This is a genomic window from Paenibacillus sp. JT31N7, assembly GCF_059692095.1.
In genome coordinates, this window is the sequence record NZ_JCAUAT010000005.1 from 133,833 (window position 1) to 151,056 (window position 17,224).

Consider the following 17,224-nt stretch of genomic DNA (forward strand, 5'->3'; position numbering starts at 1 on the left):
TGTTTTGCCTGATTGGGCGGCATAAAGTTTAAACGTTTAAATTCCGTTGTTATAAAGCAGTACGCATTTGGAGCAAATCGGCATTAGACCGCAGGCCAGAATTTCGCGCTGCTTGCGGAGATCGTCGCCGTGGAAAATATCCGCCACGCTTTCTTCATTCAAGTTGCCGACGCTGAATTCCGGGAAAAATTTGCACGGATTCACTTTGCCGTCCGGCATAACGTCCATCCGGTTGGAGATCGAAAAGCACTTCGTCCGTTTCATGGCCGGCTTCTCGCTGCCCCGGACAAAGTCTTCCACTTCCTCCGGCTCCAGAGCGGGCTGGTAGCGGACTCGAACATTCCATACCCGGGAATTGACGCGGTTCAGTTCAGCGATCAGCGTGTCATAATTGTCGGGCGAGATGTGGAACGTGAACGAATGCCAGCTGTTCTTGTGGCCTTCTTCGAAACGGGCGGCCAGGTGCGGGAAATGGGCATCGAAGTAGGTGTCCATTTTCTCCGCCGTATCGGTGGGGATGTACCAAGGGAAGCAGAAGTAGACGGAATCGACGCCCATTTCTTCGAAGTATTCCATAAAGCTGTACAACTGGCCGACCATCTGGTCGTTTACGGTCAAGGCTACGGACACCTTGCCTTTGTACACGCCCTGCTTTTGCAGATCCAGAAGGAGTTGGACGGCGTGAATCACTTTCTTGAACGTGCCTTTGCCCCGGATCGCGTCATTCTCCTTCTCGAAGCCTTCCAGGCTGACCAGCATGACGAGATTTTCCGACATTTTCAGAATGGAATCCAGCTTCTGCTCAATGAGAATGGCATTCGTGCAAATGGTCGTGTACCGGTCTTCTTTGGCCAGCAATTCCGCCAGTTCATCGAACTTGGAGTAGAATAACGGCTCTCCGCCCCACAGGAATACACGCGATTTGCGTTCTCTTGTTTCAGCCAGAAGCTTCTCCACGACGGGAATCTCGATTTCATCGTTCTTCACTTCTTTGGCAAAACCGTGATGGAAGCCGTCCGGATTCCATTCGAAGCAGTGTTTGCAGCGCAGGTTACAGCCGTTATTAAGCTTGATTCCGATCTCGTAAGGCACGGGAGCCGCATAAGCCGGATCTTCCCTGCGCTTCCTTCCCGTTTCCGCCAGCGGAACCAGGGTCCTTTTCATATTTTTGAACGTAAGTTGGTCAAACGTAACTGCTGTTTTCGGCTGCATAAGTGTTCCTCCCAAAATGGTTGATTTTTGACCGCTGCTCCAGCAATCGTGTGCAAATTCCCTTCAGCAGATGTTCCGAAAAATCCCGGGCTTTCCACTCCGCAAAACGGATACCGAATCCGCAGGACTCCCAGTAGGTTGAATTATGAAGCTCATGGTCGCCGAACGGCTCCAGCATGACAAAAGGGATTCCGAACGACAGCGAATCGTTCAGGGTAGCTCCCCCCGGCTTGCTGATGATTGCTGCGCAATTGCGCATCAGGTCCGTGTAAATGGAGTAATCCCGGAGCGGGTACTCCCGGAGAACGCCGTCCTCACGGACATAACGGACCATCGGCGGAAACGTATGCCGCCCCTGTGCATCCCGGCTCCACGGATCCCAAGAGGCATCCGTTCCGAAGTAGCGCGTAAACCCATCGTCCTCCTCCACCTCGGAGGGGTCATAGACGATCACATCGAGCCGGCGCCCGAGCGCACGGAGTTCTCGGATCGTCTCGGCGTAAGTGCCGATCCCCCAGCCGCCTCCGTGGATCAGAATGCTTCCGGCACGCTGCCCGTAAGGCAGGGGCTCCGCTTCGTCCGAAGCGATGTAGCCGCCCGGGGACAGCTCCGAAGGCTCGTAGAACCAGACGTTGTCGTAGCCGGGATACAGCTGCTTGTGCACTTTAAACGATGGCGTATCCCACGCGTCCAGCCGGATCAGCCGGATATCCAGGGGCCGGCCGGCAGCCGCCTTGTAACGCTCCAGGATCGGCAGCCAGAAGCCGGTGAACACCGCAAACCGGGTATTACCGTCCCGCATCCAGTCCTCGAGCAGCCTCAGGACCGCTTCCTCGTTCAGGGAAGTGTCGACGGGCCTAGCCAGCTTATGCCCCATACGGGCTACGGAGAAGTCCGCATGGAACGCTTTTTTGGTAGCCCGGATCTTGTTCCGGACTTCTTCGTGATACAAGTTCTCCAGAACTTGAACGTCGGATCCGACTCCTCTGCCCTGCAGGTACGTGTGCAGATGCATAGCCGGAATGTATGCGCCGAGCGAATTCCCCGACGCCAGCAAGGTAACCGAAGATGAATTCATGCGCAGCTCCCGAGTTGCAGATTTAGTTGTACACTTTAACGGATAACCCGGCGAGAACGTGCCGCAAGCTTTCGATCAGTTCGCTGCGGTGTTCGTCGTCACGGCCGACCACCGATACATACAGCCGTCCCTTCGGCATGCCTCGTTTGTTCAGCGTTCCCTCGGCCATGCGGCGGCGGGTCAGAATCTCGTTGACTATCACGGTATTGGATGAAAGAGGAACGATCCCGTACCCGCCGGGGGCCGCCAGCAGCAGACCGGATGCGCGCAGAGCGTGCAGCAGACTGCCGAACGCGAAGTCTTCCGGAAAACCGAGGGAAAGGAACGTAAGCCAACCCGTACGGCCGTGCTTCTCCCAGCATTTATCGAGATAAGCGTTAATGAGGCCCATGGACTTGCGGGCGTTAATCTCCACAATGGATACGACTTCCCCATCTTCCAGTATCATGGAGTCAAAGCAGACGAAGCCGTGGTAGCCGTCCTCCGCCAGAAGCCGGAGCGCTTTCTCCATGACGCCGAAATAGCCGGCGTTCTCCAGAAGGGAAATAAACGCTTCGTCCGCTTTGATCGACCCGCCGTAATTTTGCTGATGGTTGATCATCCGCTGAACGGAGATGAATTCCATCTCCCCGCTCTCCCGGATGAGCCAGTGAGAGCTGAAATCGACTGCTTTCTTCAGCAGAGGCTCCAGCAGGAAATGAGAACGCAGTCCGCTTCCCTCCTGCTTACGCAGGTGGTCCGCAATCCTCCGCTGCATCGCTTCGCTATCGATGAGCAGATTGCCCTTGCCCGAAACGCCGAAGGGATCTTTCAGCAGGTAAGGCCCCTGCTTCAGAAGCGCATTCCCGGCAGTCTCCACTTCCGCTGCGCTGTCCGCCTCCGTGCCGTAACACTTCTCGCCGATTCTGGCCAAGAGACGGTTGGAGTACATCTTCGAATTGACGCGTACAACCGTCTCCAGGTCCGGCAGAGGCTCCAGCGGGCCGGCAGCCCGCAGGTATTCTTCCGTCTCCGCCGTAATGGCGTACGGAGACAAGATGCCGGCCGCACCGGTGACTCCGGTCTCTTCCGCCGATTGCGCTTGCCGGGAAGCTCCGTCGGCACTCGCCGGGGCGAAGGGCTCCGGCTGCCCCGCACCGGCGGAATAACCGGAACCGGCGGCCTGCAGCACCCTGTTTTCCGGATTAACAAGCTTGGCTTTGTCGGCCGCAAGCCGGAACACACACCGCTTGAAATCGTCCTGTACCGGCAGAGGCTCCCGCTCGTCGTTCAAATCATAGAGATAACGGTTCCGGAAGGAGAAGCCTAACCCGTCCAGGTACTCGTGCAGCGCTGGGTCGATTTTGCATCGGCTGTATAAAATATCGTCCGGTCCGCAGAACGGAAACAACAGGTCGTCCATACACAGGACGATCGATTCGCGGTCTTTATCGGGCATAGCCGGCAGCCGGGCCAGATCCGGATCCCTCCAGCGCGTTTCGGGATCGAAGGTTCCCATAACGGTTTTCGGAATCACGCCCGCCTCACTGCTTGACATCTTCGTACAGCGGCTGCGCCTGAGACTGGCAGCTTTTCAAAAAAGAGATAAACGCTTCGATCGACTGGAGATGCTCGTAATCGAACTGGTCGTAGTCGATGGCCACGTTCAGCTGATCCTCGACTTTCAGCATAAACTGGATCATTTGCAGAGAATCGAGGCCTATATCGTTGTTAAGGTCCGTTGCGGGGGACAGGGAATGACGGAGTTCCGGCTGATCTTCTTTGATAGCGCACAAAATGTCTACGATTTTATCGTACATGACTACACTCCTTTAAAGGGTTAATGTGTGAGGGTGCAACCGAGTTCTTGTGTTCACGAACTCCAATACAAACGATAACCTGTTCGCTGTCTCCCCTCCTTTTTCCATATGTTACAATTATTATCCTCCGGCTGTTAAAAGCTGTCAATGTTTACAATCCTGTATATTTATTAAGTTTTGTTTACAGAAATATTAAATATGTCGCTTATGCAGGCTTTTTCTGCCCTTTTATAGAGGGAGCAACGAATAGACACGGTTGGAAAATCGTGTTAATCGGGTCTGTCCCGTTTCATCCTTTTCCCCTCCGGTTAAGAAGAAATACAACAGAACAAGAGAGGAGAATGAGTCATGAAATCTTCCTTGATGCAAAAGGTTGCGACAGGAGTTTTAGTGGCGGTGCTCCCGAAACTCGTTGACATGGCCTTCGAAAAAATGAGAAACAAAAAACAGAGCCGCGTCCAGTAACGGACAACAGCCCTGTCTGCCTCCGGGCAGCTGACTTCCTCACACCGTTCATGCCTGTCAGGCGCGCTGTACAAGGCCGGAACGTTCGCATAGAAGAAAGCGTGAAAAAAATCCCTTCTTAAAGTAGACAAAGTTTACTTCGGAGGGATTTTTTTGATGTTTTTTTAAGTTCTGGCCGGGTGCTATCTAGACATAAAAAATATGGTAAAATATACAAATATGATCGTAATTTTGGTTTATTTTCTTTACCCGGAGGTGATGGTTTGATTGCTCTTCTGTATTCATCCCTGAGCATTATCGCATTGATAGCTATAAAATACCTAAACTTCAGTCGCGAGATTCGTGTTACCACGGCGTGCTTGCTTATCGCTGCTGCCCTCGTCTGTGCCTATCTGGATTACAAAAAAAACAAACGTTTTAACTCTTACATGAAAAACGTCAGTATAACTTACTTGATTTTTATCGCGATTTTCGCGTATGCAGCGGTGAGTCTGTAAATGTTCATCCGATTTTCTCCCCCTTGCAAGCATAAAAAGCCCCCTGACGGAACACTTGAGTGTGTCCGTTTACGGAGGCTTTTCGATGTTTAATTCTTAGTTCCGTACGCGTTCATTCCACTACCCCTTGACCGCGCCGGCAACCATGCCCTTCATGATCTGCTCCTGGAACGCCAGGTAGATCAGAATGGTCGGGATAACCGAGATGGCCATGGCCGCCATCGTCAGCCTGTAGTCCGTGCCGAAGCCGGTAGCGAACTGCGACAAGCTGAGCGGAAGCGTCTTGAGGGACGGCTTGTTGATAAACACGAGCGCGAACGCGAAATCGTTCCAGTAGCGCAGGAACGCGAGAATTCCGACGGTGGACAGCGCGGGAACGGACAGGGGCAGCAGCATTTTGGTGAAAATGCCCCAGTAGCCCGTACCGTCGATCAGCGCCGCTTCCTCGATTTCCTTCGGCACCGACGTCATGTAGGCCGCGATGATGAAGATGGCTACCGGCAGTTCAAAGGCGACGTACGGCAGAATCAGCGCGCCGTACGTATCGAGCATGCCGATTTTTTTCAGCATGATGAACAGCGGCACAAGCGTACTGTGCACGGGAATGAGCATGCCAAGCAGGAAGTAGCCCATCAGCGGTCCGCGCATGCGGAACGAGAAGCGGGAGAGCACGAATGCGGTCAGCGCGCCGATCGCCAGGGTAAGCACCAGCGCAACCAGCGTGACGATCGCCGAGTTGATAATGGCCGTCTCGATGTCGGCCACTTTCCAGGCCTGCACGAAGTTGTCCCATTTCCATTCCGCCGGAAGGCCGAACGGCTTGTCGAAAAATTCGTCGTTGGTCTTGAATGCGCTGATAAACAGCCAGATCAGCGGGTACAGCGTAACGAGCGCATATATCGCGAGCAAAATATTTAAAATCGAGCTTTTGGCGAACTTGCCAAAAACGTTCTCTCTACGGGCGGGTTCCGTCCCTTTCACGGGAGGAACGGCGGTTCCGGTCATCTGTGGCATACTAGCCCTCCTCCTTTCGTCATACAGCCTGATTCCGTCTCATGAGACGCTGGCTTCCGGCGATCAGCACCAGGCTGATAATGATGATCAGCGTGGAAATGGCGCTGCCGTAACCGAAGCGGTAGACGGAGAACGTGTTGTTGTACATATAGGAGGCGAGCAGTTCCGTTGAATGCGCAGGACCGCCCCCGGTCATGACATAGATCAGGTCGAAAGCTTTCAAGCTTCCCGAAATACAAAGCACGATCGTGACCTTCACGGTATCCCAGATCATCGGCAGCGTAACGGAGAACAGCTTGCGGCTTCCCGTCGCCCCGTCGATCATGGCGGCATCGTCAATATCCGAAGGAATATTTTGAAGCGCCGCGATAAACATAATCAGATAAGGCCCGATATAGTTCCAGATAATCGGAACGGTCAGCGCGAGCATGGATACCGATTTGTCGGAAAGCCAGGCTTTCTTCCACGATTCCAGCCCCACCGCATCCAGCAGGAAATTCAGAATCCCGATTTGCGGGTGATAAATGTAGCTCCAAATAATCCCGACAACGACCGACGAAAGCACCATCGGCATAAATACCGCCGAACGGATGAAACGCTGGAAAAAGTTGCTCTTGCGCAGCACCAGGGCCAGCACGAGCGCGATCGGCACTTGTCCGAAGACGGAGGCCGCTACCACGATCAGGTTATTTTTTAACGCGAGCCAGAAGATCGGATCCTTCAGGGCTTCGACATAGTTATCAAATCCGTTGAACTTGGCTTCTCCAATCCCTTTCCAGTCGAAAAACCCGTAATACGCCGACCAGAAAATCGGGATAATGACAAATACGCTGTAAATAAGCAGCGCAGGCAGGAGACCAAGCACGATAAAGTTGGTCCTTCTTGACGAGGAAGTCATGGCGTCTCTCCCCTCCTGTTGGTGTACCTTCTAGGCGGTTCAAAAAGAATTTCTACTAAACCTATCAGGAAGTATGGTTATTCGCCGGTGAAGCAGCGTGCGGAAACAGCTTCAGACTGCGTAACGCGAGCAGACTGCGAGACTTATTTCCGCCGTGCTTTCATACCGGGAATTCCGTGTGCCCGGCTTTTCACCGGGATCGTTCTTTTTATGAGTTCAATCGTCCGAAAATTTTCCGGCTTCCCGGCCGCGCCGATATCCGGCCGTCCGTTGTTCCGGCAGGTCTTTCTCCGCCGTTCTGGCTCTCTCCGATTCTCTTTGTTAAAAACGGGGCGACTGGCGCCCCGCTTCTTCTACTTTCGGAATCCTGTTATTTGCCGAGGGACTTCGCCTGTGCATCCTGCAGTTTCTTCGCTACATCTTCCGCTTTGCCGCCCATCAGAAGCTCCTGAATGCCGTTGTTGATCACTTCGGAAGCCGCCGAGGAAAGCTGGGAATCATAAACCGGCGTACGTTTTACCTGGCCGACCAGGTCGTTCACTTTCGCGAAAAGAGTGGAAACCTTGCTCTTATCCAGCTCGACTTTATAGGAGACCAACTGGTTGGACTCCAGCGTGCGCTTCTGCGCCTCCGGTCCGGCCAACGCCTGGATCAGCTTGTCAGCCGCTTCTTTCTTCGCGCCCTCCACTTTCTTGTTGAGGCCCAGGCCTATGCCTACAACGCCGGAGAGGGATTGCGGATCGCCTTTGCCGTTAGGAACGGAAGGCAGCACCGTGACTTCGATGTTGTTCAACGCTTCCGGCTGCGCGCCGTTGGTCAGGTTGGTCAGCGCCCATCCGCCGTCGATCATCATAGCCGCTTTGCCTTGTGCAAACATTTGCTCCATTTGCGTGTTGTCGATGGAGTTGAAGCCTTCCTGGAAAGCTCCCGCCTTGCCGAGATCCTGCAGCGCTTTCAAAGCGGATACGAATTCGGGATCCGTGAACTTCGCGCCGTCTTGTGCCGCCGCTTTCATAAACCATTCCGTACCGGTGTAACGGTCTGCCAGAGAGCTCAGGATACTGGACTGCGCAAGCCATGCCGCTTTATTGCCGAGGGCGATCGGGGTAATTTTCTTGGATTTGAACGTTTCGACCGCTTTCATCATTTCATCCCAAGTTTTTGGTACCGTTACGCCGTTATCGTCAAAAATTTTCTTGTTGTAGTAAAGGATAGAGGTCGGGGACAGCGACATCGGAATGCTGTATACTTTGCCGTCTACCGTAAAATCGTCGAAGGAGTTCGGGAGGAAACCGTTCTTCCATTCCGCATTTTTATCGAGCAGATCGCCCACAGGCTGAAGCAAGTTACCGCTTACAAATTCTTTGGTCATAGCGCCCGGCCACATCTGGAACAGGTCCGGCATTTCGTTTGCCGCTGCAACCGTTTTCAAACGCGTTTTGTAACCGTCCGGCGGAATTGCCTGTACTTCAAGCTCCACATTCGGGTTCGCTTTTTTGTATTCTTCCACAATCGCCCGCATCGTTTTGGCGCGTGCGTCTTCACCCGTAAAGTTGTGCCACAGGGAAAGCTTTACTTTCTCGGTTCCTTTAGCGGCGTCGCCCGTGCCCGTTGCTGCCGGCTCTTTGCTGCATGCGGATAACAATGAGAGTGACAGAATCAACGCAATACCTGTTTTTGCCGTTTTTTTCATCATGTGTAACCCCTCCTTATCTCTATTCTTTTTTAGTATAAAAGGGGACGGCCATTGTCAAAAGGGGAGTGATTTCGGGGATAGGGTGGGGTAAATTCAGCCTTTTTATACGCCTCCCCCATCCAATACCTGGAAAACAAGAAGGCCCCTACGATGCCGGCAAGCATCGTGGAGCCATATGTAAACCCTGGCAGGCCCGGGTTTATCCAGACCTTTCGGCTCCCCATTGCCCTGCAAGGCTCGAATCTACTAAATTTAAGAAGGTAAAAATTTCCAGCATTCAACCCGATACCCGCGTTCAAAAGCAAGTATCCGGCCAACCGGCCGGCCCCCGCTTCCCATGCTTTACTGCTTGCCTTCGCTTCGCGCACGGAATTCCGTCGGCGTCTGTCCCGTGTATTTTTTGAACAGCTGGCTGAAATATTTAATATCCTCGTAGCCGACCTTCTTGGCCACCTCGCTGACCTTGACGGGGGTTTCGCTTAAAATTTCGGCGGCCCGGCGGATGCGCTCCCTCATGACGAATTCAATGTAGTTTACGCCCGTTTCCCGTTTGAAAACTTCACTGAAATGATTCGGATGAACATGCACGTGCCCCGCCACCTGCTGGAGAGTCAAGGTCCGCTCGAGATTATCCTGGATATAGGCTATCGCCCGCTTGATATAGAGAACGCCGTCTTCGGACACGTATTGATAGTAGGTTTCCATAATGACGCGCAGCCGCAGGTACAAGTTCTCCTGGAGATCGCTCTGTCCTTGGGTGCCCGTGCCGTCTCCCGGAAGTTTGTCTCCCTGAGCACGTTTGGCCGGGTCCTGATCGGGCAGACGGGGAAGCTGCGGCATGCCGAGCGCAGCCGCGGTCCGTTCCAGCCACCGGTGGGCCGCAACGACGAGCGAATCCGAGTAAGCCTTCAGCGAAGCGGGCGTTGCCTCGGCGTCGGCGATCTCGCCGTCCAACGCCTTCTGCACGAAGTGGCGCAGCTCGATCGGATTGCCGTTCTTCAGGAGAATCGTCATTTCCGATTCTTCCTCCTTTGAGCAGACCGTGCGCCCGCCCTTGCGGCCCTCTACCGCTTCGTAGGCAAGCAGCGTCTCCGCCCCCGCGAAGCCGCGGAACGATGAGGTATAGACCGCCTCCCGGTAGGATCGGGGCACCTGCTGGAGCCCGTTCACCCGCGAGCCTGCGGAGGTGAACAATACGCACTTGAGCTTGTCCGAGACGCGGCCGAGCCTGCTGCGCAGAGCATCCGCGTCCCTGCTGTCCGCCCGGAGCAGAACGACGATGTCGTCTCTGCGCCGCAGGGTTTCGCAGGGCAGCAGTTCTCCGAGCATGTTGTCGACGGCGAACTGGAGCAGACTTCCCGAAGCGCGGCTGTCGCCCCAGCCCTGTACGCTGATCAGGAGTACCTGCAGGCACACGCCCGCGGCCGCTTCCGGCAGGTGAGGCAGGCCGAGCTTGGTCAGCACCTGGGGCACCTGCTCCAGCGAATCGGCGTCGTCGATGCCTTCGGTCATAAGACGCTCCAGCAGCCCGCTGCGGAAGGCGCGGCGCTGCATATTGTCCGCTTTGCGGGCATCCCACTTGCTCACAATGCGCTGCTTCGCTTTCATCACGGCCCGGATAATTTCTTCCGGCCGGCTCGATTTCAGCAAATAATCGCCTATGCCGCCGCGGATAGCCTGCTGGACGTAAGCAAAATCGTCGTAGCCCGTCAGCACGATAATTTCGCTGTCCGGGAGCATCTGCTTCACCTTCTCGGCCATCGTGATTCCGTCCATTCCGCCCATGCGGATGTCCGTCAGCACGATATGGGGATGCTCGGCGGCGGCACGCTCCAGCACTTCTTCCGCCGACTCCGCGGCCGGAAGAAGACGGAAGCCCAGCTCTTCCCACTGAATGACCGTGCTTAAACCGGTGCGGATAATGACTTCGTCATCGACAATCAGAATATTCATGCCGTCCCCGCCCCTTCTGCAATCGGTATCATAAATGTGATCACCGTGCCTTCTCCGACGATGCTGCGGATATGCAGCCCCGCCTCGCTGCCGTAATGAAGCTGCAGCCTCCGGTGGACGTTGCGCAGCCCGTAACTGCCCGGCACGACAGGCTCGTCCGCCGCAGACAAAGCCGCCCGGATTTCGTTCAATTTATCGGGTTCGATTCCTACTCCGGTATCTTCCACCATAAAAGTCAGCTCCGTGCCCATCCGCTGCGCGTAGACGCGGATACTGCCTTTTTCGCGCTGCTTCTGGATGCCATGAATGAGCGCATTCTCGATGAGCGGCTGAAGAAGCAGTTTCAATACCGGCTTCTGCCGGATATCCTGATCCACGACAAACTCGATATCGAATTTGTCGGGATAGCGGACGGCCTGGATGGCGGCATAGTGCTCGGCGTGAGCGACTTCCTGCTGCACCTCGCAGTACTCCGCCCCTTTGTTCAGGCTGAACCGCAGAAAATCACTGAGATGGCCGACCATCTCGGCAATTTTCATATCCTGGCTCATCAGAGCCATCCAGTGGACCGAGGAGAGGGTATTGTACAGAAAATGCGGATGAATCTGTGCTTGAAGAGCGAGCATGTCGGCCTCCTTTTTCCGCGCTTCATTCAGCTTCACCTGTTCGGTCAGCCGTTCTATCCGGTCGCTTAACCGGTTGTAGCTCCGCATAAGCTGCCCGACCTCGTCGGCCGAAGTGACCGGAAGGGCTTTCATAGGTTCCTCCGGGTCGGTGTCTTTGAGGAACCGGGTCAGCATAAGCAGCGGTTTCGTCACGCGCTGGACGAAGAAGATCACGAGCGAGGCGACCAGAACTACCGCAATAGCGACCGCCGCCGCGGTTAAGAGCAGCACGTAACGGTTCTGCTCGCGGAAGTTTTTGTACGGCATAATGCCGACCAGCTTCCAGTCCACGCCGGGCACCGTATCGTACAACACCGTATTTCTATCGGTGCCCTGCCCCACATTAAAAGACCCCGAGGTCCCTGTTATACCGGGCATACCCGGCATCCATTCGGACAGAGGACGGTTCAGCCATTCCATTCCGGCACCGGCAATGATTTTGCCCTGTTCGTTCACGAGCAGGACGCTGCCGCCTTCGCTGATGTTCGATTTCCGCAAGGTATCGGCAATCACTTGCTGGTCCAGGCTGATGGTGAGACTGCCCAGATGGGCGAATGTATTCACGCTGCGGATGGGCCGCACCAGGGAAATCACATTTTTCTCGCCGATAGTGGTCTGGTTCTTATACAGCGGCGTCCACCATTTCGGCCGGTTTCCGGGCTCCGTATCTTTGGGACCCGGCCAGGGCGGCATGCCGGAGCTGACGATGCTTGTATTGGATAAGGAGGGAAGCTCTCTCGCCGAGTCTATAGTGATTTCGGCAATATAAGGTTTCGAAAACGCCAGGTTGGTCAGAAACCCTATAATAATGGTAGGTTTGAGCGCATCCCACTGGGTATCGGACAAATACTGCTGCACGTCTCTCTGCCCGATCAGGAAGATCGACATGTTCTCTACATCCTGGACCATAAGCTCCATGTTGGTTCTCATCTGGGTCAGAAGCCCGAAACCGGACTGCTTCGCCTTTTCTTCCGTAACCGACGAAGCGATTTGATAGGAAAATATTCCGAAAGACAACAGCGGAATTCCTATGGATACCAGCATCAGAAACGATAGTTTCCGCTTGAGCGAACGGTCCAGCCAGCGCCTCATTTTCTATCCCTCGCTTGTTAAATGTTCAGATATGTCGAAATAGGTAGATAGCACCATCCTAACATACATTCCGGTCCGTTATCCTAACTTTTTAAGCCTTTCCCCGAGCCATACAATTTCCAATTATGCCGAAAAAGGGTATAATAGTAGAAACGTCCGAGTTTCCCGTCTACTAAAAAAGGCATCGGAATGATGCTGGCAAAGGAGGTCACCCTATCATGAATCATGAGGAAACGGGCAGACGCCTTTTTCAGATGGCGGAGGATTTAGCGGAGTATGTGACTCAGCTTCAATACAAGTATCAGCCGGATCTGGTAGAACGGTTCGGCGAACGCGGACGTTTGCTGACGATTCAAGACTCCGGTTACAGCATCAAGTATCTGGCTGAGAGCGTCTATATGCAAAGTCCCGACTTGTTCAATCACTACACATCCTGGATAACGGAGCTTCTGTCCGGCTACCAAGTATCCAGGGAAGACGTGGCGCTGAATTTCCAGATGATCGAACAAGCGATTCACGCTCATTTCGAGGACGCGGATCGCGCATTGATTTGCGAGTACCTCGAAGTCGGATTCCATCAGATTCAAACAGCCCGGACTTCGGAGACCTTCTTATCCGAAGAGCGGCCTTTCTCGGAAACGGCAATCGCTTATACCGAAACTATCCTTCGGGCGGACCGCCGCGAGGCGTTGAAGCTCATTTTAACGAAGCTGGAGGAAGGCATGGCGATAGCCGACCTGTACCTTCATGTCTTTCAACCGTCTCAACGTGAAATCGGCCGGCTGTGGCAGACCAATCAGATTACCGTCGCACAGGAGCACTTGTGCACGGCTGCCACACAGATGATAATGTCGCACTTGTATCCGCACTTATTTGCAACCGAGCGCAGCGGTAACACGATGGTGGCCGCCTGCGTGGGACAGGAGCTGCATGAAATCGGATTACGCATGGTCGCCGATCTTTTCGAACTGAACGGTTGGGACACCTACTATCTGGGCGCCAATGTCCCTACGCGCAGTTTGATCCGCACCCTTGTCGAGAAGAAAGCACAATTAGTCGCCATCTCGGCGACAATGACGTTTCACGTGCATCTGGTGGAAGAGCTAATTGCCGAAATCCGCAGCAGTGAAGCAGGACAATATGTGCACATTCTGGTGGGCGGACTGCCGTTCAATATTGACCGCGATCTCTGGCGTAAGGTCGGAGCCGACGGTTATGCGAACGACGCGCAGGAGGCCATTCGGCTGGCGGACCACTGGAAACACCACCGTATCGGAAACGAATTAGCCCGGTCCAATTGAGACCGCTCGTTTACCGAGGAAGGAGGATTCCGCGTGGATCCCAATATGAAAACAGAGGATGAACGCCTGGAGATCACTCATTATCGTCAAACGATTGAGAAGCTTTCCCAGCAGGTAATTCAAGCGCGACAGCGCGAAGAACAAGCCCTTACCGAATTCAGCTCCCTGAACAACGAGCTGGTCACGCTGCAGAGGCAGCTTTCCAAAACAAATGTAGAACTGATACAGTCCAAGGCGGAAGCCGAAAGAGCCAACGAGGCGAAAAGCATGTTTCTTGCCACCATGAGCCATGAAATCCGCACACCTATGAACGGCATTCTCGGTATGGCCGAGCTCCTCGCCGACACTCTGCAAACCGAAGAGCAGCAACAGTCCATAGCCATCATAGAAGAATCCGCTTCACTTCTCCTGACGATCATCAACGATATTCTCGATCTTTCCAAAATCGAAGCCGGCCATATGCAGCCGGAACCGGAAACTTTCGAAGTCCGAAAACTCCTTAATCACGCCCTGAGACTCCTGGAACCGAACGCTTCCCGTAAGCGAAATAAGCTGAGGGGGACCGTCGATGAATCCGTCGGCCAATTTCTGACCGGAGATGCAGGAAGAATCCGACAAATTCTGATTAATTTAGCGGGAAATGCCATTAAATTTACCGACGACGGCGAAGTTCATATCCGGATCCGTGTGCTTCAAAGCTCGTCCACCTCCCAGACTCTGCGCTTTGAAGTAACGGATACGGGAGTCGGTATCCCGGAAGAACACGTCAATCGTGTGTTCGAGCCGTTTTACCAGGCCCATACCGAGCGGGAAGACGCCCAGAAGAGCACCGGCCTCGGATTATCGATCTGCAAGCGGCTTGTCGAGTGGATGGAAGGCCGCATCGACGTGACGAGCAAGGTAGGCATAGGTTCCTCCTTCTGGTTCGAGCTGCAGCTCGCGCTTCCGTCGGAAGCCGAGTACCGACAGGAAGCGGCGGCCGCGCTGCAGGTTAACGGAAGCGGCATCGGCCCCGCCTTCACGGACGAAGAGCGGAGCCAGCCTCTTCTGCTCGTCGAAGACAACGCCATCAACCGCCAGGTTGCCCTTCTTCAGCTCCAGAAGCTGGGCTTCATGCACATCGACACGGCGATCAACGGCGAAGAAGCTCTGGAAGCGCGCTCCCGCAAAGACTATGCGCTCGTGCTGATGGATTCGCAGATGCCCGTCATGGACGGACTCCAGGCGACCCAGCTTATCCGCGAATGGGAGAATGCCCGCCGGCATCCGCGGAGCGCCATCGTCGCGCTCACGGCAAGCGCCATGCAAAGCGACCGCCTACGCTGCCTGGAAGCCGGTATGGACGACTTCTTGACGAAGCCGATCCAGCTGTCGAAGCTTCAGTCCGTCATCCGCAGATGGCTTCCTGCCGGTCCGCCCGAGCCCGTGAACGAGCATGTGCTCATACCGGAGGTTATCCAGGAGCTCAACGGGCTGGATGAACCCGGCTCTCCCGGCGTGCTGGCCATGCTGCTCGGCATGTACCAGGAACAGACGCCTTCCAAGCTGAATCAGCTGGAAGAAAAAATGCGGGCGGGCGATCTGACCGCCGTTCAATATATTGCCCATGACCTTAAATCGACAAGTCTTAGCCTAGGGATCGATCAATTTTCGAAGCTGATCGAGAAAATCGAGAATCAGGCCAAGAACGGAGCCGTTCATCTATCAGGTACCATCTTTAAAGAGCTGTGGCAGGCCTACGATAAAGCTTGCCGGGAACTCAAAGCATTTCTCTAAATGTCCTAAAATAGCTGTCTAAAGGCTGGCGGAGAACGATATGAAATGTCGAAAACGAAAGAACCTACCCTGAATGGCGTTTAAACTTCCCGAAGTTTGAACGCCATTTTCATTTGCCGAAAGGCTTGTCCATGATAGACGGAATAACACCGATTTGATTCTCGCCCCGCTTCATGAACAGCTACCGGAATAACTCACTATTATAGATAGCGGGGGATATCAATGAAAAACGAGAAAACCCAGCAAGCGGCCGGTTATTTGTCGGACAAGTACGAAGGTCACTCGGTTATCCTTAACGGCTGGATGCTCACGGACACCCTCTCTCCGCAAGCCGGACAGGAGGATCTCTCGGAACTTATCGGGCATATCGCCGAGAGCCTACCTGAACCTGACAAGGACGTTCGGCGGAACGCCCTTTTTTCGTTCCTGCTTCATTAGAGGGATAGTCCGCTATTTTTCGGGGAAAAGATAAGCTTTTGAAACGGACACGTTCAAGCGGAGATCCGGCGAAATTTGTATTCCCTATCCGCAGCCTGTAAAATTTATAACAACCGTACTTTCGAAAATCCGGCCAGCAGTCTGGCCGGTTAGGAGGATTTATTGTGATTGTGGATATAAAAAATATGAAAAGCTGGGCGCATTTTCTGCTCACCTACAAATTTGCCCTGGATGAAGTCGGCACGAAGCTGCAAATCCTGAACGAGGAGTTCCAGTTCATTCACGACTACAACCCCATCGAGCATATGAAAACGAGAATCAAATCGGCCGAAAGTATCGCCACCAAGCTTAAACGCAAAAATCTCGAGATCACGATGGACAACACCCGCTCGTATATCCGGGACATTGCCGGAATCCGCATCATCTGCTCGTTCTCAACCGACATCTACCGGATCTATGACATGATCTGCGGCCAGAACGATGTGCGGGTCGTTCAGACGAAGGACTACATCAAGCATCCGAAGCCCAACGGCTATCAAAGTCTCCATCTTATTATTGAGATTCCCGTCTTTCTCACTAACCGGATCGAGCATGTGCCCGTGGAGATCCAGATCCGCACGGTGGCCATGGATTTCTGGGCAAGCCTGGAGCACAAAATCTACTATAAATACAACGAAGGCGTTCCGGCCGAAATCCGTCAGGAACTTAAGGATACTGCCGATCTGATCGCCTCGCTGGACGCCCGGATGCTCGCGCTGAACAACGAGGTGCAGAGCCAGAAGGCGCTCGTCAAACCCGAAGCCTGACCGCTAGACCCGTTTTGCGGTTTCCGGGCTAAGCGGTGCCGTAGGACGATCCGGGACCTGTGTACGGCGGCCGCCGCTTTCGGAACACGGAACACAGAGCACGAACAACGGACACTTTGCCGGTAACGACAGCCCCCGTACTTTCATCTGAAGCAGGAGTGAAACCATGGTATCGTTTATACTCACACTCAAAAGACTCGTCGGCGGCCTATGGCACGCTTTTAAAGAAAAAGATTTTCAGGTTCTGTTCGTGCTGATTCTGCTGATTCTACTGTCCGGCACGATTTTCTACACGCAGGTGGAGGGGCTCTCCGTCCTGGATTCCCTTTATTTCTGCGTGGCGACGCTGAGCACGGTGGGACATCCGGACTTCGTTCCCCAGACCGAGCTGGGTAAAATCTTCACGATCCTTTACATCATTGCCGGTACCGGACTCTTCCTGGGGCTGATTCTGCGGGTCGCCTATGGCATTATGACGAGCAAAAAATAAACCGGATTCCTTCGGGAGAAGGGTTCCGGTTGATGAAAGGCCGC

At 54.1% G+C, this 17,224-nt stretch carries 14 protein-coding genes; 5 read left to right on the forward strand and 9 right to left on the reverse strand.

All coding sequences use genetic code 11. The annotated features are described in order from the left end of the window. Positions 1 to 36 precede the first annotated feature (36 nt). The 9 genes from AC58P5_RS21060 to AC58P5_RS21100 form a co-directional block, all read right to left on the reverse strand. Positions 37 to 1,212, reverse strand: a complete 1,176-nt coding sequence (locus AC58P5_RS21060; RefSeq protein WP_497390030.1) for a radical SAM protein — start codon at positions 1,210 to 1,212, stop codon at positions 37 to 39. Further along, positions 1,184 to 2,290 (reverse strand): hypothetical protein, encoded by a 1,107-nt coding sequence (locus AC58P5_RS21065; protein WP_497390032.1) that lies wholly within the window; start codon positions 2,288 to 2,290, stop codon positions 1,184 to 1,186. The genes AC58P5_RS21060 and AC58P5_RS21065 overlap by 29 nt, the downstream gene beginning before the upstream one ends. Positions 2,291 to 2,312: 22 nt before the next feature. Further along, entirely contained in the window at positions 2,313 to 3,806 is a 1,494-nt protein-coding gene (locus tag AC58P5_RS21070; RefSeq protein WP_497390034.1) for an ATP-grasp domain-containing protein, read from the reverse strand. Positions 3,807 to 3,813: 7 nt separating this feature from the next. Continuing rightward, positions 3,814 to 4,089, reverse strand: coding sequence for an acyl carrier protein (locus AC58P5_RS21075; protein WP_497390036.1), 276 nt, complete (start codon positions 4,087 to 4,089; stop codon positions 3,814 to 3,816). A gap of 1,082 nt (positions 4,090 to 5,171) precedes the next feature. Next, positions 5,172 to 6,065: a carbohydrate ABC transporter permease gene (locus tag AC58P5_RS21080; protein WP_497390038.1), complete on the reverse strand. Its 894-nt coding sequence runs from the start codon at positions 6,063 to 6,065 to the stop codon at positions 5,172 to 5,174. A 19-nt stretch (positions 6,066 to 6,084) separates the two neighbouring features. Next, a complete protein-coding gene (locus AC58P5_RS21085) occupies positions 6,085 to 6,963 on the reverse strand; it encodes a carbohydrate ABC transporter permease (protein WP_217561232.1) in 879 nt (292 codons plus the stop codon). 370 nt (positions 6,964 to 7,333) lie between these two features. After that, positions 7,334 to 8,656 carry a sugar ABC transporter substrate-binding protein gene (locus AC58P5_RS21090; protein ID WP_497390409.1) on the reverse strand — a complete coding sequence of 441 codons (1,323 nt, stop codon included), beginning with the start codon at positions 8,654 to 8,656 and terminating at the stop codon, positions 7,334 to 7,336. Between the two features lie 345 nt (positions 8,657 to 9,001). Further along, positions 9,002 to 10,612, reverse strand: coding sequence for a response regulator (locus AC58P5_RS21095; protein WP_497390040.1), 1,611 nt, complete (start codon positions 10,610 to 10,612; stop codon positions 9,002 to 9,004). Continuing rightward, positions 10,609 to 12,369 carry a cache domain-containing sensor histidine kinase gene (locus AC58P5_RS21100; RefSeq protein ID WP_497390042.1) on the reverse strand — a complete coding sequence of 587 codons (1,761 nt, stop codon included), beginning with the start codon at positions 12,367 to 12,369 and terminating at the stop codon, positions 10,609 to 10,611. Before AC58P5_RS21100 ends, AC58P5_RS21095 begins: the two co-directional genes overlap by 4 nt. Positions 12,370 to 12,587: 218 nt before the next feature. Between AC58P5_RS21100 and AC58P5_RS21105 the strand changes: the two genes are divergently transcribed. The 5 genes from AC58P5_RS21105 to AC58P5_RS21125 all read left to right on the forward strand — a co-directional run bounded on the left by AC58P5_RS21105 (position 12,588) and on the right by AC58P5_RS21125 (position 17,180). Then, a complete protein-coding gene (locus AC58P5_RS21105) occupies positions 12,588 to 13,670 on the forward strand; it encodes a cobalamin B12-binding domain-containing protein (RefSeq protein ID WP_497390044.1) in 1,083 nt (360 codons plus the stop codon). A gap of 33 nt (positions 13,671 to 13,703) precedes the next feature. Then, complete coding sequence (locus tag AC58P5_RS21110; protein ID WP_497390046.1) at positions 13,704 to 15,446, forward strand: ATP-binding protein; 1,743 nt, start codon at positions 13,704 to 13,706, stop codon at positions 15,444 to 15,446. Between the two features lie 222 nt (positions 15,447 to 15,668). Then, positions 15,669 to 15,884 (forward strand): hypothetical protein, encoded by a 216-nt coding sequence (locus tag AC58P5_RS21115; protein WP_497390048.1) that lies wholly within the window; start codon positions 15,669 to 15,671, stop codon positions 15,882 to 15,884. A 185-nt stretch (positions 15,885 to 16,069) separates the two neighbouring features. Next, positions 16,070 to 16,690, forward strand: coding sequence for a GTP pyrophosphokinase (locus tag AC58P5_RS21120; protein WP_497390411.1), 621 nt, complete (start codon positions 16,070 to 16,072; stop codon positions 16,688 to 16,690). A gap of 166 nt (positions 16,691 to 16,856) precedes the next feature. Next, positions 16,857 to 17,180 carry a potassium channel family protein gene (locus tag AC58P5_RS21125; protein WP_497390050.1) on the forward strand — a complete coding sequence of 108 codons (324 nt, stop codon included), beginning with the start codon at positions 16,857 to 16,859 and terminating at the stop codon, positions 17,178 to 17,180. The last annotated feature ends 44 nt before the right edge of the window (positions 17,181 to 17,224 follow it).